This is a genomic window from Streptomyces sp. NPDC057743 (assembly GCF_042798755.1).
GTDB lineage: Bacteria > Actinomycetota > Actinomycetes > Streptomycetales > Streptomycetaceae > Streptomyces.
Genome location: NZ_JBHVJX010000002.1, coordinates 58012 through 73611 on the forward strand (window position 1 = coordinate 58012; position 15600 = coordinate 73611).

At 74.3% G+C, this 15600-nt stretch carries 16 protein-coding genes; 12 read left to right on the plus strand and 4 right to left on the minus strand.

The features are described from left to right. The first annotated feature begins 18 nt into the window (after positions 1 to 18). The 7 genes from ACFVFQ_RS02310 to cobC are packed head-to-tail and all read left to right on the plus strand — an operon-like array spanning position 19 to position 7418. A complete protein-coding gene (locus tag ACFVFQ_RS02310) occupies positions 19 to 2232 on the plus strand; it encodes a putative cobaltochelatase (protein ID WP_383407205.1) in 2214 nt (737 codons plus the stop codon). Next, on the plus strand, positions 2232 to 2831 hold the full coding sequence (gene cobO, locus ACFVFQ_RS02315; RefSeq protein WP_383407208.1) for a cob(I)yrinic acid a,c-diamide adenosyltransferase: 600 nt from the start codon (positions 2232 to 2234) through the stop codon (positions 2829 to 2831). The genes ACFVFQ_RS02310 and cobO overlap by 1 nt, the downstream gene beginning before the upstream one ends. Positions 2832 to 2838: 7 nt before the next feature. After that, positions 2839 to 4251, plus strand: a complete 1413-nt coding sequence (locus tag ACFVFQ_RS02320) for a cobyrinate a,c-diamide synthase (RefSeq protein WP_383407211.1) — start codon at positions 2839 to 2841, stop codon at positions 4249 to 4251. After that, a complete protein-coding gene (locus ACFVFQ_RS02325; protein ID WP_383407214.1) occupies positions 4248 to 4922 on the plus strand; it encodes a VOC family protein in 675 nt (224 codons plus the stop codon). The genes ACFVFQ_RS02320 and ACFVFQ_RS02325 overlap by 4 nt, the downstream gene beginning before the upstream one ends. Then, entirely contained in the window at positions 4919 to 5440 is a 522-nt protein-coding gene (locus tag ACFVFQ_RS02330; protein WP_383407217.1) for a cobalamin biosynthesis protein, read from the plus strand. Before ACFVFQ_RS02325 ends, ACFVFQ_RS02330 begins: the two co-directional genes overlap by 4 nt. A gap of 8 nt (positions 5441 to 5448) precedes the next feature. Beyond that, positions 5449 to 6333: a sirohydrochlorin chelatase gene (locus ACFVFQ_RS02335; protein WP_383407220.1), complete on the plus strand. Its 885-nt coding sequence runs from the start codon at positions 5449 to 5451 to the stop codon at positions 6331 to 6333. Then, a complete protein-coding gene (gene cobC, locus ACFVFQ_RS02340) occupies positions 6330 to 7418 on the plus strand; it encodes an Rv2231c family pyridoxal phosphate-dependent protein CobC (RefSeq protein WP_383407223.1) in 1089 nt (362 codons plus the stop codon). Before ACFVFQ_RS02335 ends, cobC begins: the two co-directional genes overlap by 4 nt. A gap of 166 nt (positions 7419 to 7584) precedes the next feature. Here the strand turns inward: cobC and ACFVFQ_RS02345 are convergent, their stop codons facing one another. The 3 genes from ACFVFQ_RS02345 to ACFVFQ_RS02355 all read right to left on the minus strand — a co-directional run bounded on the left by ACFVFQ_RS02345 (position 7585) and on the right by ACFVFQ_RS02355 (position 10005). Further along, entirely contained in the window at positions 7585 to 8583 is a 999-nt protein-coding gene (locus tag ACFVFQ_RS02345) for an SCO1860 family LAETG-anchored protein (RefSeq protein ID WP_383407226.1), read from the minus strand. Positions 8584 to 8845: 262 nt separating this feature from the next. Beyond that, on the minus strand, positions 8846 to 9592 hold the full coding sequence (locus tag ACFVFQ_RS02350) for an SDR family NAD(P)-dependent oxidoreductase (protein ID WP_383407229.1): 747 nt from the start codon (positions 9590 to 9592) through the stop codon (positions 8846 to 8848). Between the two features lie 11 nt (positions 9593 to 9603). Next, positions 9604 to 10005, minus strand: coding sequence for a hypothetical protein (locus tag ACFVFQ_RS02355; protein ID WP_383407232.1), 402 nt, complete (start codon positions 10003 to 10005; stop codon positions 9604 to 9606). Positions 10006 to 10147: 142 nt separating this feature from the next. Between ACFVFQ_RS02355 and ACFVFQ_RS02360 the strand changes: the two genes are divergently transcribed. Further along, positions 10148 to 10543, plus strand: coding sequence for an ArsR/SmtB family transcription factor (locus ACFVFQ_RS02360; RefSeq protein WP_383407235.1), 396 nt, complete (start codon positions 10148 to 10150; stop codon positions 10541 to 10543). Between the two features lie 12 nt (positions 10544 to 10555). On the opposite strand, the gene ACFVFQ_RS02365 is transcribed toward ACFVFQ_RS02360, so the two are convergent. Next, positions 10556 to 11647 carry an amidohydrolase family protein gene (locus ACFVFQ_RS02365; RefSeq protein ID WP_383408028.1) on the minus strand — a complete coding sequence of 364 codons (1092 nt, stop codon included), beginning with the start codon at positions 11645 to 11647 and terminating at the stop codon, positions 10556 to 10558. A 505-nt stretch (positions 11648 to 12152) separates the two neighbouring features. Between ACFVFQ_RS02365 and ectA the strand changes: the two genes are divergently transcribed. The 4 genes from ectA to thpD all read left to right on the plus strand — a co-directional run bounded on the left by ectA (position 12153) and on the right by thpD (position 15493). After that, on the plus strand, positions 12153 to 12719 hold the full coding sequence (gene ectA / locus ACFVFQ_RS02370) for a diaminobutyrate acetyltransferase (RefSeq protein WP_383407239.1): 567 nt from the start codon (positions 12153 to 12155) through the stop codon (positions 12717 to 12719). Between the two features lie 70 nt (positions 12720 to 12789). After that, complete coding sequence (gene ectB / locus ACFVFQ_RS02375) at positions 12790 to 14058, plus strand: diaminobutyrate--2-oxoglutarate transaminase (protein ID WP_383407243.1); 1269 nt, start codon at positions 12790 to 12792, stop codon at positions 14056 to 14058. A gap of 50 nt (positions 14059 to 14108) precedes the next feature. Further along, complete coding sequence (locus ACFVFQ_RS02380) at positions 14109 to 14519, plus strand: ectoine synthase (RefSeq protein WP_383407246.1); 411 nt, start codon at positions 14109 to 14111, stop codon at positions 14517 to 14519. Between the two features lie 74 nt (positions 14520 to 14593). Then, positions 14594 to 15493, plus strand: a complete 900-nt coding sequence (thpD, locus tag ACFVFQ_RS02385) for an ectoine hydroxylase (RefSeq protein WP_383407249.1) — start codon at positions 14594 to 14596, stop codon at positions 15491 to 15493. Positions 15494 to 15600: the final 107 nt, after the last annotated feature.

Below are 15600 nucleotides of genomic sequence, written 5' to 3' on the forward strand. Positions count from 1 at the left end.
AGGCGGAGGACTTAAGGCATGACAACGACGCAGAACCCGACCCGGCAGTACCCGTTCACCGCGGTCGTCGGCATGGACGACATGCGGCTGGGGCTCCTGCTGAACGCCATCTCGCCGGCCATCGGCGGGGTGTTGGTGCGGGGCGAGAAGGGCACCGCGAAGTCGACGATGGTGCGCGGGCTGGCGGAGCTGATGCCGGCGGTGGACGTGGTCGCCGGCTGCCGGTTCTCCTGTGCGCCGGCCGCACCGGACCCGGGCTGCCCCGACGGGCCGCACGGCGCGGCCGACGCCGCCGAGCGGCCGACGCGGATGGTCGAGCTGCCGGTCGGCGCCTCCGAGGACCGCCTGGTCGGCGCGCTGGACATCGAGCGGGCGCTGTCGGAGGGCGTGAAGGCGTTCGAGCCGGGCCTGTTGGCGGACGCCCACCGCGGCGTGCTCTACGTCGACGAGGTCAACCTCCTCCATGACCACCTGGTGGACCTCTTGTTGGACGCCGCCGCCATGGGCGCCTCCTACGTGGAGCGCGAGGGCGTCTCCGTGCGGCACGCCGCCCGCTTCCTGCTCGTCGGGACGATGAACCCCGAAGAGGGCGAGCTGCGGCCGCAGTTGCTGGACCGGTTCGGGCTGACCGTGGAGGTCGCCGCGTCCCGGGACCCGGAGCAGCGGGTCGAGGTGGTCCGCCGCCGGCTGGCGTACGACGACGACCCGGCGGGCTTCGCTGCGCGCTGGGCGGCCGAGGAGCTGCGCTTGCGCGAACGGATTGCACACGCGCGGGAGTTGCTGCCGTCGGTGACGCTCGGCGACAAGGCGCTGCGGCAGATCGCGGCGGCCTGCGCGGCGTTCGAGGTGGACGGGATGCGGGCGGACATCGTGATGGCCCGCACCGCGAGCGCGCTGGCGGCCTGGGCGGGGCGGACCGAGGTGCTGCCGGAGGACGTCCGTCAGGCGGCGCTGCTGGCGCTGCCGCACCGGCGCCGGCGGGCCCCGTTCGACGCGCCCGGGCTCGACGAGGACAAGCTGGACGAGGTGTTGGAGGAGTCCGGCGGGACGGACGACGATCCGGAGCCGGAGCCGGAGCCGGAGGGTCCGGACGACGGCCCGGATGGCCCGGGCGGCGGGCCCGAGGGCGGTCCCGACGGTGGCCCCGGTGGGGTGCCGCCGCAGGAGTCCGGGGAGCGGCCGGGCGACGCGCCGGGGCCCGACGTGCCGCGGCAGCAGGAGCCCGAGCACCCGGCGCGGCCCGAGGAGTCGGAGCGGGAGCCGGCGGGCGAGCCCGCGGCCGGGCCGGGCCGGGAGCAGGCCGCGGTGGGCGCCGCCGAGCCGTTCCGCACCCGGCGGCTGGACGTGCCGGGGCTGGGCGAGGGCGCGGACGGCCGGCGGTCCCGGGCGCGGACCGCGCACGGCCGGACGACCGGTGCCCGGCGCCCCCAAGGCGCCCTGGGCAAGCTGCACTTGGCGGCGACGGTGCAGGCCGCGGCGCCGCACCAGTGGGCGCGCGGCCGGCGCGGGCCCGGCCTGGTGGTGCGCCGGGACGATCTGCGGGAGGCGGTGCGCGAGGGGCGCGAGGGCAATCTCGTGCTGTTCGTGGTGGACGCCTCCGGGTCGATGGCAGCGCGGAAGCGGATGGGCGCGGTCAAGGGGGCGGTGCTGTCGCTGCTGCTCGACGCGTACCAGCGGCGCGACAAGATCGGGATGATCACCTTCCGGGGTTCCGGCGCCGAGTTGGCGCTGCCGCCGACGTCGTCGGTGGAGGCGGGCGCGGCCCGGCTGGAGCGGCTGCCGACGGGCGGCCGGACGCCGCTGGCGGAGGGGCTGTTGCGGGCCCATGAGGTGCTGCGGGTGGAGCGGATGCGGGATCCGTCCCGCCGGCCGCTGGTCGTGGTGGTGACCGATGGACGGGCCACCGGGGCATCCGGAGGGACGGCGCGAAGCGCCTCGGCCGGGGGTGGTGGTCGGGCGACGGGCGGGCCTCTGGGGCGCGCCCACCGGGCGGCCGGGCTGTTGGCCGCCGAGGGGACCGCGTCGGTGGTGGTGGACTGCGAGGCGGGGCCGGTGCGGCTGGGGCTGGCCGGGGAGTTGGCCCGGGAGCTGGGCGGGACCGCCGTCACCCTCGACGAACTGCGCGCGGACAGCGTCTCCGCGCTCGTACGGACCGTGCAGGGCAGGCCCGTTCGCGGCGGCAGCGCCGGCGCGGACCGGGGATCGGATCGTCACAACAGGAAGGCCGCGTAATGCCGCAGGGACAGCCGTCCGTCGTACCCGAGGACGGGCTCACCACCCGCCAGCGCCGTAACCGTCCGCTGGTGCTGGTGCACACCGGTGAGGGCAAGGGCAAGTCGACCGCCGCGTTCGGGCTGGCGCTGCGCGCCTGGAACCAGGGCTGGCCGATCGGGGTGTTCCAGTTCGTGAAGTCGGCGAAGTGGAAGGTCGGCGAGGAGCGGGCGCTGAAGGTGCTCGGCGACTCCGGGGAGGGCGGCACCGTCGCCTGGCACAAGATGGGCGAGGGCTGGTCCTGGGTGCAGCGCGACTCCCAGTTCAGCAACGAGGAGGCGGCCCGGGAGGGTTGGGAGCAGGTCAAGCGGGACCTGGCGGCCGAGACGTACCGGGTGCTGGTGCTGGACGAGTTCGCCTACCCGCTGAAGTGGGGCTGGGTGGACGTCGACGAGGTGGTGTCGGTGCTGCGCGACCGGCCCGGGACGCAGCACGTGGTGATCACCGGGCGGGGCGCGCCGCAGGCGCTGCTGGACGTCGCGGACCTGGTGACGGAGATGACGAAGGTGAAGCACCCGATGGACACGGGCCAGAAGGGCCAGCGGGGCATCGAATGGTGAGTGCACGATGAGTGGGGGCGTCCCCCGGTTGGTGATCGCGGCGCCGTCGTCCGGCGCCGGGAAGACCACGGTGGCGACCGGTCTGATGGCGGCGTTCGCCGAGGCCGGTCTCGTGGTGTCCCCGCACAAGGTGGGGCCCGACTACATCGATCCGGGCTATCACGCGCTGGCCACCGGCCGGCCCGGTCGCAACCTGGACGCCTTTCTGTGCGGCCCGGACCAGATCGCGCCGCTGTTCCTGCACGGGGCGGCGGGCGCCGATCTGGCGCTGGTCGAGGGCGTGATGGGGCTGTTCGACGGGGCGTCCGGGAGGGGAGAGTTGTCGTCCACCGCGCAGGTGGCGAAGGTGTTGCGGGCGCCGGTGGTGCTGGTGGTGGACGCCTCCTCGCAGTCCCGGTCGGTGGCGGCGCTGGTGCACGGCTTCGCGTCGTGGGACCCGGAGGTCCGGCTGGCCGGGGTGATCCTCAACAAGGTCGGTTCGGACCGGCACGAGGAGCTGCTGCGGGACGCCATGGAGTCCTCCGGGGTGCCGGTGCTCGGGGCGCTGCACCGCACCGAGCGGGCCGGCACGCCGTCCCGGCACCTGGGGTTGGTGCCGGTCGCGGAGCGGCGGGCCGAGGCGGTCGCATCGGTACGGGAGTTGGCCGCGCAGGTGCGCGCGGGCTGCGACCTTGAGGCGCTGTTGGCGCTGGCCCGGAGCGTGCCGGAGCTGCCGGACCTGCCGTGGGACCCGGCCCAGGCGCTGGCGGCGGGGGCCGAGGTGGCGACCGGCGGGGCCACCGGGTCCGGGCGGCCGGTGGTGGCCGTGGCCGGCGGGCCCGCGTTCACCTTCAGCTACGCCGAGCACGCGGAGCTGCTGACCGCGGCGGGGGCCGAGGTGGTGCCGTTCGATCCGCTGCGGGACGAGCAACTGCCGCCGGGCACCCGGGGGTTGGTGATCGGCGGCGGCTTCCCCGAGGTGTACGCGCCGGAGCTGTCGGCGAACGCACCGCTGCGGGCGGCGGTGGCGGAGCTGGCGGCGTCGGGGGCACCGGTCTCGGCCGAGTGCGCCGGACTGCTGTATCTCTCCCGTTCGTTGGACGACCGGCCGATGTGCGGGGTGCTGCCGGCCGACGGTCGGATGACCGGGCGGCTCACGCTCGGCTACCGGGAGGCGGTGGCGCTGACCGACAACGCGCTGGCGGCGGCCGGGACCCGGGTGCGCGGCCATGAGTTCCACCGGACGGTGCTGGAGCCGGGCGCGGGCGCGTCCCCGGCGTGGGGGGTGACGCACCCCCGGCGCGGCGTGGAGGGCTTCGCGTCGGGCGGGGTGCACGCCTCGTATCTGCATGTGCACTGGGCGGCGGAACCGGCGTTGGCCGGCAGGCTGGTGGCGGGCGCGGCGCGCGCACCGCTGCCGGCCGCGGGTGGTGCCCGGTGAGCGGGACGGACGCCCACGGCCGGGAGGCCGACGCGCCGGTCCTCGACCACCTTGTCTATGCCACCTTGGACCTGGATCGCACGGTGGCGGAGGTCGCCGAACTCACCGGCTTCCGGCCCGTGTTGGGCGGCAGCCACCCGGGGCGGGGCACTCGCAACCATCTGCTGGGGCTGAGCTCCGGCGCCTACCTGGAGATCATCGGCCCGGACCCGGCGCAGCCGGAGCCGGTGCAGCCGCGGTGGTTCGGCATCGACGCGCTGGACGGGCCACGGCTGGTGACCTGGGCGGTGCGGGTCACCGGGATCGCCGGTCGGGTGACGCGGGCCCGGGCGGCCGGCTACGACCCGGGGGACCCGGTGGCGATGTCCCGTCGGACGCCGGACGGCACCGAGCTGGCCTGGCAGTTGACGCCACCGGCGGGCGGCGGCCTCGCGCCGTTCCTGCTGGACTGGGGCGACACCCCGCACCCGTCCGGGGCCGGGCTACCGGTGCTGCCGCTGCTGTCGCTGTCGGCGGCGCATCCGGACCCGGCGGCGGCGCGGGCCGAGTGGGCGGCGCTGGGCGTCCGTTGGCCGGGCCTGCCGGTCGCCGAGGGGCCGGTGCAGCTCACTGCCGTGGTGGCCGGGCGGCACGGGCCGGTGGCGTTCGGCCGCGGGGCCGTCGCGCGGTGACCGGTGCGCGCGGGGCCGGCCCCGTCCTGGTCGCGGGGGTGGGGGCGCGGCGCGGTGTGCCGGCGGCCGAGGTGGTGGCGCTGATCGGCGCGGCGCTGGCGGTGGCCGGGCGGCGGTCGGCGACGGTGGCCGGGCTGGCGACGGTGGCCGGCAAGGCGGCCGAGCCCGGACTGCTGGGCGCCGCGCTCCACTTCGGGGTGCCGCTGTGGTCGTTCCCGGCCGAGGCGCTGGCGGCGGTCGGGGTGCCGGCGCCGTCGGGCGTGGTGCGGGCCGTGGTCGGCACGCCGAGCGTCGCGGAGGCGGCGGCGCTGCTGGCGGCGGGGCCACGGGCCGCGCTGGTCGTCGGCAAGCGGGCCTCGGCCGCGGCGACCTGTGCGCTGGCCGCGCCCGCGGACCCGGACAGTTGGGGCGCGACGTCGGTTACCCACGGTACGAAGGGCGCGGCCGAGGCCCCCGCGGCAGCGGTCGATATCGTCGTCCCCTCCTCCGACCCGATCAGCGAACCCCTCGGCACCTAGGAGACGTTGTGACCTCCCGACCCGCACTGCTCATCGCCGGTCACGGCACCCGGCGCGAGGGCGCGGCCGACGCACTGCGCGCGCTGGTGCGACGGCTCGCCGAGCGCCATCCCGAACTACCGGTCGCCGGCGGCTTCTTCGGCGCCCCGGCGTCGCCGCTGCCGCTGTCCGGCGCGGTCGACGCACTGGCCGCGCGGGGCGCCACCCGCCTGGTGGTGGTGCCGCTGCTGATGGCGCCCACCGGGGCGTTGGCACAGGGCCTGCCGGACGCGGTGGCGCGGGCGGCCGCCGCCCACCCCGGGCTGCGCTACGCCTGCGGCCCGGAACTGGGCCCCGACCCACGGCTGTTGGCGGCGCTGGAGCGGCGACTGGACGAGGCGCTGGGCGGCGGGGCGCGGCGGCCGCAGGACCGGTCCGGCACCACGGTGTTGCTGGTCGGGCGCGGTGCCGCCGATCCGGGCGCCAACGCCGAAGTGGCCCGGGCCGCCCGGCTGTTGTGGGAGGGCCGGGGCTTCGCGGGCGTGGAGATGGCGTTCGTCACGCAGGCGGCGCCGGACGTGCCGGCCGGGCTGGAACGGTGCCGGGTGCTGGCCACCGCGGGGCCGGGCGGCCCCGGGCCGACCCGGACCGTCGTCCTGCCGTACTTCCTCCTCGCCGGCGACCTGCTGGAGCGGCTGCGGATGCAGACCGAGGGCTGGGCGGCGGCGCACCCGGGGGCCGAGGTGGTCTGTGCCGAACCGCTCGGTGCGGCGCCGGAGTTGGCGGAGGTGATCCTGGCGCGCTATCGGGCGACGGCGGCCGACGACGCGGCGTTCGACGACCGGGCGGCCCGTGACGCCCAGGCGTCGGCCGGGGCCGCCATGACCGCCGCGGCCGCCGGGGGCCGGGGATGACCGGCCCCGCGCTGTCCGCGCCCGAGGCCGCCGCCGGGCCCGGGGAGGTGGACCTGCGGCACCACGGCGACGCCGAGGTGCGCGGCGCGGACCTGACGGACCTGGCGGTCAATGTCCGCGCCGGCACTCCCCCGGACTGGCTCAAGGCCCGGATCGCCGCGTCGTTGGACGGGCTGGCCGCGTACCCGGACGGCCGGGCGGCGCGCCGGGCGGTCGCGGAGCGGCACGGGCTGCCCGTCGGGCGGGTGCTGCTGACGGCCGGGGCCGCGGAGGCGTTCGTGCTGCTGGCGCGGGCGGTCCGGGCGCGCCGGCCGGTGGTGGTGCACCCGCAGTTCACCGAGCCGGAGGCGGCGCTGCGGGACGCCGGGCACGAGGTCGGGCGGGTGCTGCTGACGGAGCGGGACGGCTTCCGGCTGGACCCGGCGGCTATCCCGGACGACGCGGACCTGGTCGTGGTCGGCAACCCCACCAACCCCACGTCGGTGCTGCACCCGGCGGGCGGGCTGGCCTCGTTGGCGCGGCCCGGGCGGACGCTGGTGGTGGACGAGGCGTTCATGGACGCGGTGCCCGGGGAGCGGGAGTCGCTGGCCGGGCGGGTGGGCGAACTGCCGGGGCTGGTGGTGCTGCGCAGCCTCACCAAGACCTGGGGGCTGGCGGGGCTGCGGGTCGGCTATGTGCTGGCGGACGCGGCGACCGTCGGGGAGTTGGCGCGGGCGCAACCGCTGTGGCCGGTCTCCTCGCCGGCGCTGGCCGCCGCCGAGGCGTGCTGCGAGCCGGGCGCGCTGGCCGAGGCGGCCGCGGCGGCCGAGCGGATCGGCACGGACCGGGACCATCTGCTGGCCCGGCTGGGCCGGTTGCCGGGCGTGCGGGTGGCCGGGCCGGCGGCGGGGCCGTTCGTGCTGGTGCGGCTGCCCGGCGCGGCGGCGGTCCGGGCCGGGCTGCGGGCCCGCGGTTTCGCGGTCCGCCGCGGCGACACCTTCCCCGGACTGGGCCCGGACTGGCTCCGGTTGGCGGTCCGGGACCGGGCGACCACCGACCGGTTCGTGGCCACCCTGGCGGAGGTGCTCGGGGCGGCGCCCGTATAGCGCGGTCCCCTCGCCGGGGCGCGCACGGGCCACGCCCCGGCGGCCCCGGCGAGGGGCGGGGTGCGCCGCGCGGGCCCACGCGGCGCACCGGCCGTACTCGCACAGGGCGCCCCCACGGCACCGTTGGCGGGTACGGGTCTGCTGTCCCTGGGTCAGGGCCTCTCGCTCAGCCGCGTCCTCCCGGCGTGACGTTCCGGCGGTGGCGGGCGTAGCCGAGCGCCCCGGCGCCGCCGGCGACCAGCAGGGCGGCGCCGCCGGCGAGGTACGGGGTGGCGGAGCTGCCGCCGGTCTCGGCGAGGTGCTGCTCGGTGGCCGAACGGGCGCCGCCGGTACCGGAGTTCACCTGGGTGCCGCCGGTGTGCCCGCCGGTCTGTCCGGCCGTGTCGCCGCCGGTGCCGGGCTGGTGCGGCTGCCCCGGCTTGTCGGGCGTGCCGTGCGGGGTGGTGCAGGTGGCCCGGGCGAGGGTGACCTGGCCGTGGACCTCCGCGACGTTGAGCTTCAACGGGTTGACGGCGACCTTCAGTTGCAGCGCGGTCGCGGCGGCCCCCGTCGAGGTGGTGCTCTTCTGTGAGAGGTCGAGCCGGACCTCGCCGACCCCCGGCACCTTGACCTCGGTGCTGCCGCCGGCGCGCAGCGCGACGCGCTTGCCCAACACCACCAGGTCGCCCAGCAGTTGGGCCTCGGCCCGCGGGTGCTGCCCGGCGGCGCAGACGGCCCGGGCGGTGACCTGCTGGACCTCGGCCAGCGGGGTGGTCGGGAGGCCGGGCAGTTGGACCCTGGCCCGGACGAGGTGGGCGTAGCCCTCGGCCCGCCGCCCGTCGGCGGTGGCGCGGGCGGTGGCAACGTCGGCCCGCAGCAGGCTGACCGGGCGGCCGCCGTCGATGCCGTCCAGGCGGACGGTGAGCGCGGTCTTGTCGGCCGAGGCCGGGGCGTGGACGTCGTTGAGCTCGGCCCGGACGGGGACGTCCAGGGTCTTGTCGAGCAGGCCGACGTCCAGGGCGGTGCGCAGCACCACGGCGCCCGAAGTGCCGTGGGTGCGGCCGTCGTTGTCGGCGGCGTACGCGGCCGGCGCGGCGGCGAGGGCGACGGCGGGACCGGCCGTCAGGACGGCGGCGACCAGGGTGGCGCCGATCCGTCTGGTCGCGCTGGCGGAACTGGTGGACACGTGAGTGGAACCCCCACAGGAGAGATGGCGCCGCCGGCCGCGCCAATGGGGGACATCGCGCGGGCCGACGGCTTCGTCCCGCACATCGTGTACGCACTGAGGGTGAACGGTCAGCCACGCGAGGTCAGTTCACCCCAAAGGGTGGCTTCCGTTTCCCTATTCGATTCCCCTTCCTTCCGCCGCCCCCGCCCCGTCGCCTCCTCCTTCACGGCAGGCACCACGCGCCCCGGCCACAACGGACCGCCTCCTGACGGCCGTTGACTCAGCGCATCAGCACGCCGCCGTTGACGTCGTAGGTGGCCCCGGTGACGAAGGTCTGCTGTGAGGCCAGGAAGACGGCGACCCGGGCGACCTCCTCCGGGGTGGCGATCCGGCCCATCGGCACCTGGGCGGTGAGGTCGGCGAGCGCCTCCGGACCGATCGAGCGGACCATCGGGGTGTCGATCATGGCGGGGGCGACCGCGTTCACCGTGACGCCGTGCGGGGCGAGTTCGGCGGCGAAGACCCGGGTGAGCGCGATCAGTCCGGCCTTGCTGGTGCCGTAGGCGGCGCCGGTGGGTCGGGGCGTCTGGCCGGCGACCGAGGCCATGTTGACGATCCGTCCGTAGCCGCGCCCGCGCATGTCGGCGGCGACCGCACGGGTCAGCAGGAAGACCGCGCGGAGGTTGACCGCGAAGACCTCGTCCCACTCCTCGGGGGTGACCTCCCACAGCGTGCGGGCGAGCGGCCGGGCGGCGTTGTTGATCAGCACGTCGACGGGGCGCCAGGCGCGGACCTCGGCGTAGGCGGCGGCGATCGCCTCCGGGTCGCGCAGATCGACGCGGAGGGTGCGGATCCGCTCCCCGTCGGGGTCGACCTCCGCGGCGAGGGCACGGTTGGCCTCGTCGTCGATGTCCAGGGCGGCGACCTGGGCACCCTCGGCGTGGCAGGCGCGGACCAGGGCGGCGCCGAGGCCCTGGGCGCTGCCGGTGATCAGGGCGGTGCGGCCGGCAAGTCCGGTGTCGAGCACGGCGGTTCCCCTCAGACCGTTCCGAAGAACAGCGGGCGGCCGACCCGGGCCTCGATCCGCAGATAGCGGAAGAGCCGCCCGTCGCCGACCGGGGTGTCGCGGACGATGCCGCAGACCCGGGAGGCGGTGGCCAGGTCGGGGACGTCGGCCAGGATGTAGGAGGTCCAGGGCGCGGCGGTGGCGGCGCCGACCATCAACTGGTCGTCGTCCAGGGTGCCGAGGACCCTGACGCCGAAGCGCTCGCCGAGCCGGTCGAAGGCGGGCCCGATGGCGGCGGCGACGGTGGCGCGGGTGGCGTCGTCGGCGGCGAAGAAGTCCGGTGTCACGCCGATGCAGAAGAGCGTGCGCAGCGGGCCGTCGGCGGGCGAGGCCGGGGCGGGTGCGGGATCGGGTGCCGGGTGGGCGGTGGTCATCGGCGGGCCTCGCGGGTGCGTCGGTACGGCGGTGCACGGGCACCGGCAAGCACCGGCGCGGGCACCGTCCGTGAATAATTAGAGAGTCGTCAACGCATTGACGATCACCGACCGTATCACTCATTTAGAGAGTTCTCGAACAATGTCACCTACGGACCCGGCCACCCCCGCCGCCGAGGACCCCAGCACCCGCTCCGCGCCGGCCGACCCCGATCAACCGGAGGCCGCGCTCATCCGCCTCGGCGATCTGCTCCAGGCGTTCAGCGACCCGCTGCGGCGGGGGATCGTGCACCGGCTGGCCACCCGGGGCGAGGCGGGCTGCGGGGACATCGACCTGCCGGTCAGCCGGGCCACCGGCTCCTACCACTTCCGCATCCTGCGGACGGCGGGCTGGACGCACACCCGCCGGGTCGGCCGCGAGCGCTATATCTCGCTGCGCCGCACCGACCTCGAAGCGCGCTTCCCCGGCCTGGTGGAGGCGCTGCTGCGGGCCGACGCGACGGAACGGGCCACGGCCGACGCGCCACAGGGGGACTGACCGGCGGGCCCGTCAGCCGACGACCCGGCCGCGCAGCACCACCAGGCGCGGCGCGGTCAGCACCCGGACGTCGGCCCGCGGGTCGGCCTCGTAGACGACCAGGTCCGCGGGGGCGCCCTCGGCGAGCCCCGGGCGGCCGAGCCACTCCCTGGCGCCCCAGGTCGTCGCGGAGAGCGCGGCCTCGACCGGCAGCCCGGCCTTCATCAGCTCCGCGACCTCGTCGCCGACCAGGCCGTGCGGCAGCGAGCCGCCGGCGTCGGTGCCGGCGTAGATCGGGACGCCGGCGTCGTAGGCGGCCCGCACCGTGTCATAGCGGCGGGCGTGCAGCCGACGCATGTGGGCGGACCAGCGGGGGAACTTCGCCTCGCCGCCGGCCGCGAGGTCCGGGAAGGTCGCGATGTTGACCAGCGTGGGGACGATGGCGACCTGGCGCTCGGCGAAGAGCGGGATGGTGTCCTCGGTCAGCCCGGTGGCGTGCTCGATGCAGTCGATGCCGGCCTCGACGAGCGGGGCGAGGGACTCCTCGGCGAAGCAGTGCGCGGTGACCCGGGCGCCGAGCCGGTGCGCCTCGGCGATGGCGGCGGCCACCTCGCCGGGCGGCCAGCAGGCGGCCAGATCGCCCACCGAGCGGTCGATCCAGTCGCCGACCAGCTTGACCCAGCCATCGCCGCGCCGGGCCTCCTGGGCGACATAGGCGACCAGGTCCTCCGGCTCGATCTCGTGCGCGTAGTTGCGGATGTAGCGCCGGGTGCGGGCGATGTGCCGGCCGGCGCGGATGATCCGGGGCAGATCGGCGCGGTCATCGACCCAGCGGGTGTCCGAGGGCGAGCCGGCGTCCCGGATGAGGAGGGTGCCGGCGTCACGGTCGGTGAGCGCCTGCTTCTCGCTGGTGGCGTCGTCCACCGGCCCGTGCGCGTCCAGCCCGACGTGACAGTGGGCGTCGACCAGGCCCGGCAGCACCCACCCGGTCACCGTTCTGGCATCGCGTGCCAGGGCTGGCCGCTGGTAGGTGACGCGGCCGTCGACCACCCACAGCTCGTCGCGGACGTCGTGCGGTCCGACGAGGACCCTCCCCTTGAGGTGCAGCACCGCACCCTCGTTCATGGACGTCATGCCCGCACTGTATGCGGGTGACATAGGCGACGGCCACGGTGCGCTCAAGTCCCCCGACGCGCGCCCCCGCGAACGCTTTTCGAAAACCCCCGCGGTATCCGACGGGCCGCGTTAACAACGCTTGTGTCATGCCCGGACACGGGCCCTGCGGCGCCTTCCTGGCAGCTTTTCAGGAACTGCCGGCGGAACCTTCCACCGGAAAATTCCCAATTCTCAAGAAGCGCAGCTTCCCGTATTCGTATGCCCGCTTTCCCGCACCTCAAACGCCAAGATTTCGCTAGCGTCAAGTCTCATTATTCAGGCACTTCAGGCGAGCGTTATTGACCTGTGACCGACTACACACCGTGTCCGATTCACGCCAAACGTCCGTGACAAATCGTGACATCTTGCAACCGAGTCGCGCGCTCGCGCGCCCCCGCGTGATAACACAAAATCGCTTCTCGCGTAACCCGGTCCCGCGATGCAATTTGCTTTTCGCCTGGGTAAATTCAATTGCATGACCGCCGCACAAGCAGCCCATGCAGGTGCCCGAAGCGAAATCAGAGAAATACCGGAGGGCTTCAAGCTCGACTCCCCCCGGGTGGAGGACGGGTCCGCGATCTGGCGGATCGCCCGCGACTCGAAGGCGCTGGACCTGAACTCCTCCTACAGCTACCTCCTGTGGTGTCGCGACTTCGCCGCCACCTCCGCCGTCGCCCGCGACGCGGAGGGTGAGCCGGCCGCGTTCATCACCGGCTACCTGCGCCCTGACCGCCCCGACACCCTCGTCGTCTGGCAGATAGCCGTCGACGCGGCGCATCGCGGACGCGGCCTGGCCGCCGCCCTGTTGGACGGGTTGACCATCCGTGCCATCGATGACATGGGCGTTCGGCGCGTGGAGACGACCATCACGCCCGACAACGCGGCCTCCAACCGGCTGTTCGCGTCCTTCGCCGAACGGCACGCAGTGCCGGTCAGACGCGAGGCGCTCTTCGACGCGGCGCTCTTCCCCGACCAGGGCCATGAGCCGGAGGTCCTGCACCGCATCGGCCCGTTCGAGGCGCCGCCCGGCACCGGCCACTGAGCCGGGCCGTGCGCGCGGCGCCCCACCCCCAGACCTCTCTCCCCCCGCACTCATCTCCCTGGAGCATGTTGTGACCATCACCCAGCCCGATCTGAGCGTCTTCGAGACCGTCGAGTCGGAGGTGCGCAGCTACTGCCGTGGCTGGCCCACCATCTTCGACCGCGCGCAGGGCAGCCACCTGACCGACGAGGACGGCCACACCTACCTGGACTTCTTCGCCGGCGCCGGCTCACTCAACTACGGGCACAACAACCCGGTACTCAAACGCGCCCTGATCGACTACATCGAACGGGACGGCATCACCCACGGCCTGGACATGTCCACCACGGCCAAGCGGGCGTTCCTGGAGTCGTTCCAGAACATCATCCTGCGCCCCCGCGACCTGCCCTACAAGGTCATGTTCCCGGGCCCGACGGGCGCCAACTCGGTCGAGGCCGCGCTGAAGTTGGCCCGTAAGGTCAAGGGCCGGGAGTCGATCGTCTCCTTCACCAACGCCTTCCACGGCATGTCGCTGGGCGCGCTCGCGGTGACCGGCAACTCGATGAAGCGGGCCGGCGCCGGCATCCCGCTGGTGCACGGCACCCCGATGCCGTTCGACAACTACCTCGACGGCCAGGTCCCGGACTTCCTGTGGTTCGAGCGGCTGTTGGAGGACCAGGGCTCCGGCCTGAACAAGCCCGCGGCGGTCATCGTCGAGACCGTCCAGGGCGAGGGCGGCATCAACGTCGCCCGCGCCGACTGGCTGCGGGAGCTGGCCGCGCTGTGCGAGCGCCAGGACATGCTCCTGATCGTCGACGACATCCAGATGGGCTGCGGCCGCACCGGCGCCTTCTTCTCCTTCGAGGAGGCGGGCATCGTGCCGGACATCGTCACCGTCTCCAAGTCCATCAGCGGCTACGGCCTGCCGATGGCGCTCACCCTGTTCAAGCCGGAGCTGGACATCTGGGAGCCGGGCGAGCACAACGGCACCTTCCGCGGCAACAACCCGGCCTTCGTCACCGCCGCCGCCACCCTGGACACGTACTGGGCCGACGGCCAGATGGAGAAGCAGACCCTGGCCCGCGGCGAGCTCGTCGAGAGCCACCTGAAGGCCATCGTCGACGAGCACCCGGACGCCTTCGTCGAGTACCGCGGCCGCGGCCTGGTGTGGGGTCTGGAGACCGTCGACAAGGAGCTCGCCAACAAGATCGCCAAGCGCGCCTTCGAGCTGGGTCTGCTGATCGAGACCTCCGGCCCGCAGAGCGAGGTCGTCAAGCTGCTGCCGGCGCTGACGACCACCCCCGAGGAGCTGGACGAGGGGCTGCGAACCCTCGCCCGCGCGGTCCGCGACTGCGCCTGAGCTCCGCGTCCGACATCCTCACCGTTCCACAGAAAGGCACTCAAGACACCATGATCGTCCGCTCGTTCAAGGACATCGAAGGCACCGACCGCCACGTCAAGGCCAAGTCCGGCACGTGGGAGAGCAAGCGCATCGTGCTGGCCAAGGAGCGGGTCGGCTTCTCGCTCCACGAGACGGTCCTCTACGCCGGCACCGAGACCTCCATGTGGTACGCCAACCACATCGAGGCCGTGGTCTGCACCGAGGGCGTGGCCGAGCTGACCAACGACGAGACCGGCGAGAAGCACCTCATCACGCCCGGCGTGATGTACCTGCTGAACGGGCACGAGAAGCACACCATGCGGATCAAGGAGGACTTCCGCTGCCTGTGCGTCTTCAACCCGCCGGTCACCGGCCGCGAGGACCACGACGAGAACGGCGTCTACCCGCTGCTCACCGAGCCCGAGCCCGAGGCCGGTTGAGGTAGGCGGTCGCACCGCCGCGCGTCACCGCGAGCCGCCAGACATTCCGTACGAGAGGAGAGGAAGGCACCACCATGACCACCGCACCCGAGCGCACCGCCGACCTGTACCCGACCCGTGGGACCTTTGAGGTCATCACCCCGCGGAAGGACCCGGTGGTGTGGTCGCAGCCCGGCGCGGAGGGACCCTTCGCCGCGTCCGAACTGAGCGACTTCGACCGGGACGGGTTCTTCGCCATCCCGGAGCTGCTCACCCCGGACGAGGTCGCGGTCTACCGGGCCGAGCTGGACCGGTTGGTGCACGACCCGGAGACCCGGGCCGATCCGCGCTCGATCGTCGAGCCGACGTCGCAGGACGTTCGCTCGGTCTTCGAAGTGCACCGCATCAGCGAGGTGTTCGCGAAACTGGTCAGCGATCCGCGCGTGGTCGGCCGGGCCCGGCAGATCCTCGGCTCGGACGTCTACGTCCACCAGTCGCGGATCAACGTCAAGCCCGGTTTCGGTGCCTCCGGCTTCTACTGGCACTCGGACTTCGAGACCTGGCACGCGGAGGACGGGCTGCCCAACATGCGCACGGTGTCGGTCTCGATCGCGCTCACCGAGAACTACGACACCAACGGCGGCCTGATGATCATGCCCGGGTCGCACCGCTCCTTCGTCGGGTGTGAGGGTGCCACCCCGAAGGACAACTACAAGAAGTCGCTCCAGATGCAGGACGCCGGCACGCCGTCCGACGAGACGCTGACGAAGCTGGCGGACGAGTACGGCATCCGCCTGTTCACCGGCAAGGCCGGCTCGGCGACCTGGTTCGACTGCAACGCCATGCACGGCTCCGGCGACAACATCACGCCGTACCCGCGCAGCAATGTCTTCATCGTCTTCAACAGCGTGGAGAACGCCGCGGTGGAGCCGTTCGCGGCCCCGGTCCGGCGCCCGGAGTTCATCGGGGCGCGGGACTTCACGCCGGTGCGCTAGCCCCGGTCGGCGCAGGACGCCCCGCGGCCGCCGGGCCGCACCCCTGGTGGTGCGGCCCGGCGGCCGCGCGCGTTTCCGTGCTCGACCGCGCTGTGGACGACGTCCCT

What these genes read in the sequence shown, in the direction of transcription:
- ACFVFQ_RS02310 (WP_383407205.1), top strand. Translation starts at nt 19, where the DNA reads ATGACAACGACGCAGAACCCGACCCGGCAGTACCCGTTCACCGCGGTC.
- cobO (WP_383407208.1), top strand. Translation starts at nt 2,232, where the DNA reads ATGCCGCAGGGACAGCCGTCCGTCGTACCCGAGGACGGGCTCACCACC.
- ACFVFQ_RS02320 (WP_383407211.1), top strand. Translation starts at nt 2,839, where the DNA reads ATGAGTGGGGGCGTCCCCCGGTTGGTGATCGCGGCGCCGTCGTCCGGC.
- cobC (WP_383407223.1), top strand. Translation starts at nt 6,330, where the DNA reads ATGACCGGCCCCGCGCTGTCCGCGCCCGAGGCCGCCGCCGGGCCCGGG.
- ACFVFQ_RS02355 (WP_383407232.1), bottom strand. Translation starts at nt 10,005, where the DNA reads ATGACCACCGCCCACCCGGCACCCGATCCCGCACCCGCCCCGGCCTCG.
- ACFVFQ_RS02360 (WP_383407235.1), top strand. Translation starts at nt 10,148, where the DNA reads ATGTCACCTACGGACCCGGCCACCCCCGCCGCCGAGGACCCCAGCACC.
- ACFVFQ_RS02365 (WP_383408028.1), bottom strand. Translation starts at nt 11,647, where the DNA reads ATGAACGAGGGTGCGGTGCTGCACCTCAAGGGGAGGGTCCTCGTCGGA.
- ectA (WP_383407239.1), top strand. Translation starts at nt 12,153, where the DNA reads ATGACCGCCGCACAAGCAGCCCATGCAGGTGCCCGAAGCGAAATCAGA.
- ACFVFQ_RS02380 (WP_383407246.1), top strand. Translation starts at nt 14,109, where the DNA reads ATGATCGTCCGCTCGTTCAAGGACATCGAAGGCACCGACCGCCACGTC.
- thpD (WP_383407249.1), top strand. Translation starts at nt 14,594, where the DNA reads ATGACCACCGCACCCGAGCGCACCGCCGACCTGTACCCGACCCGTGGG.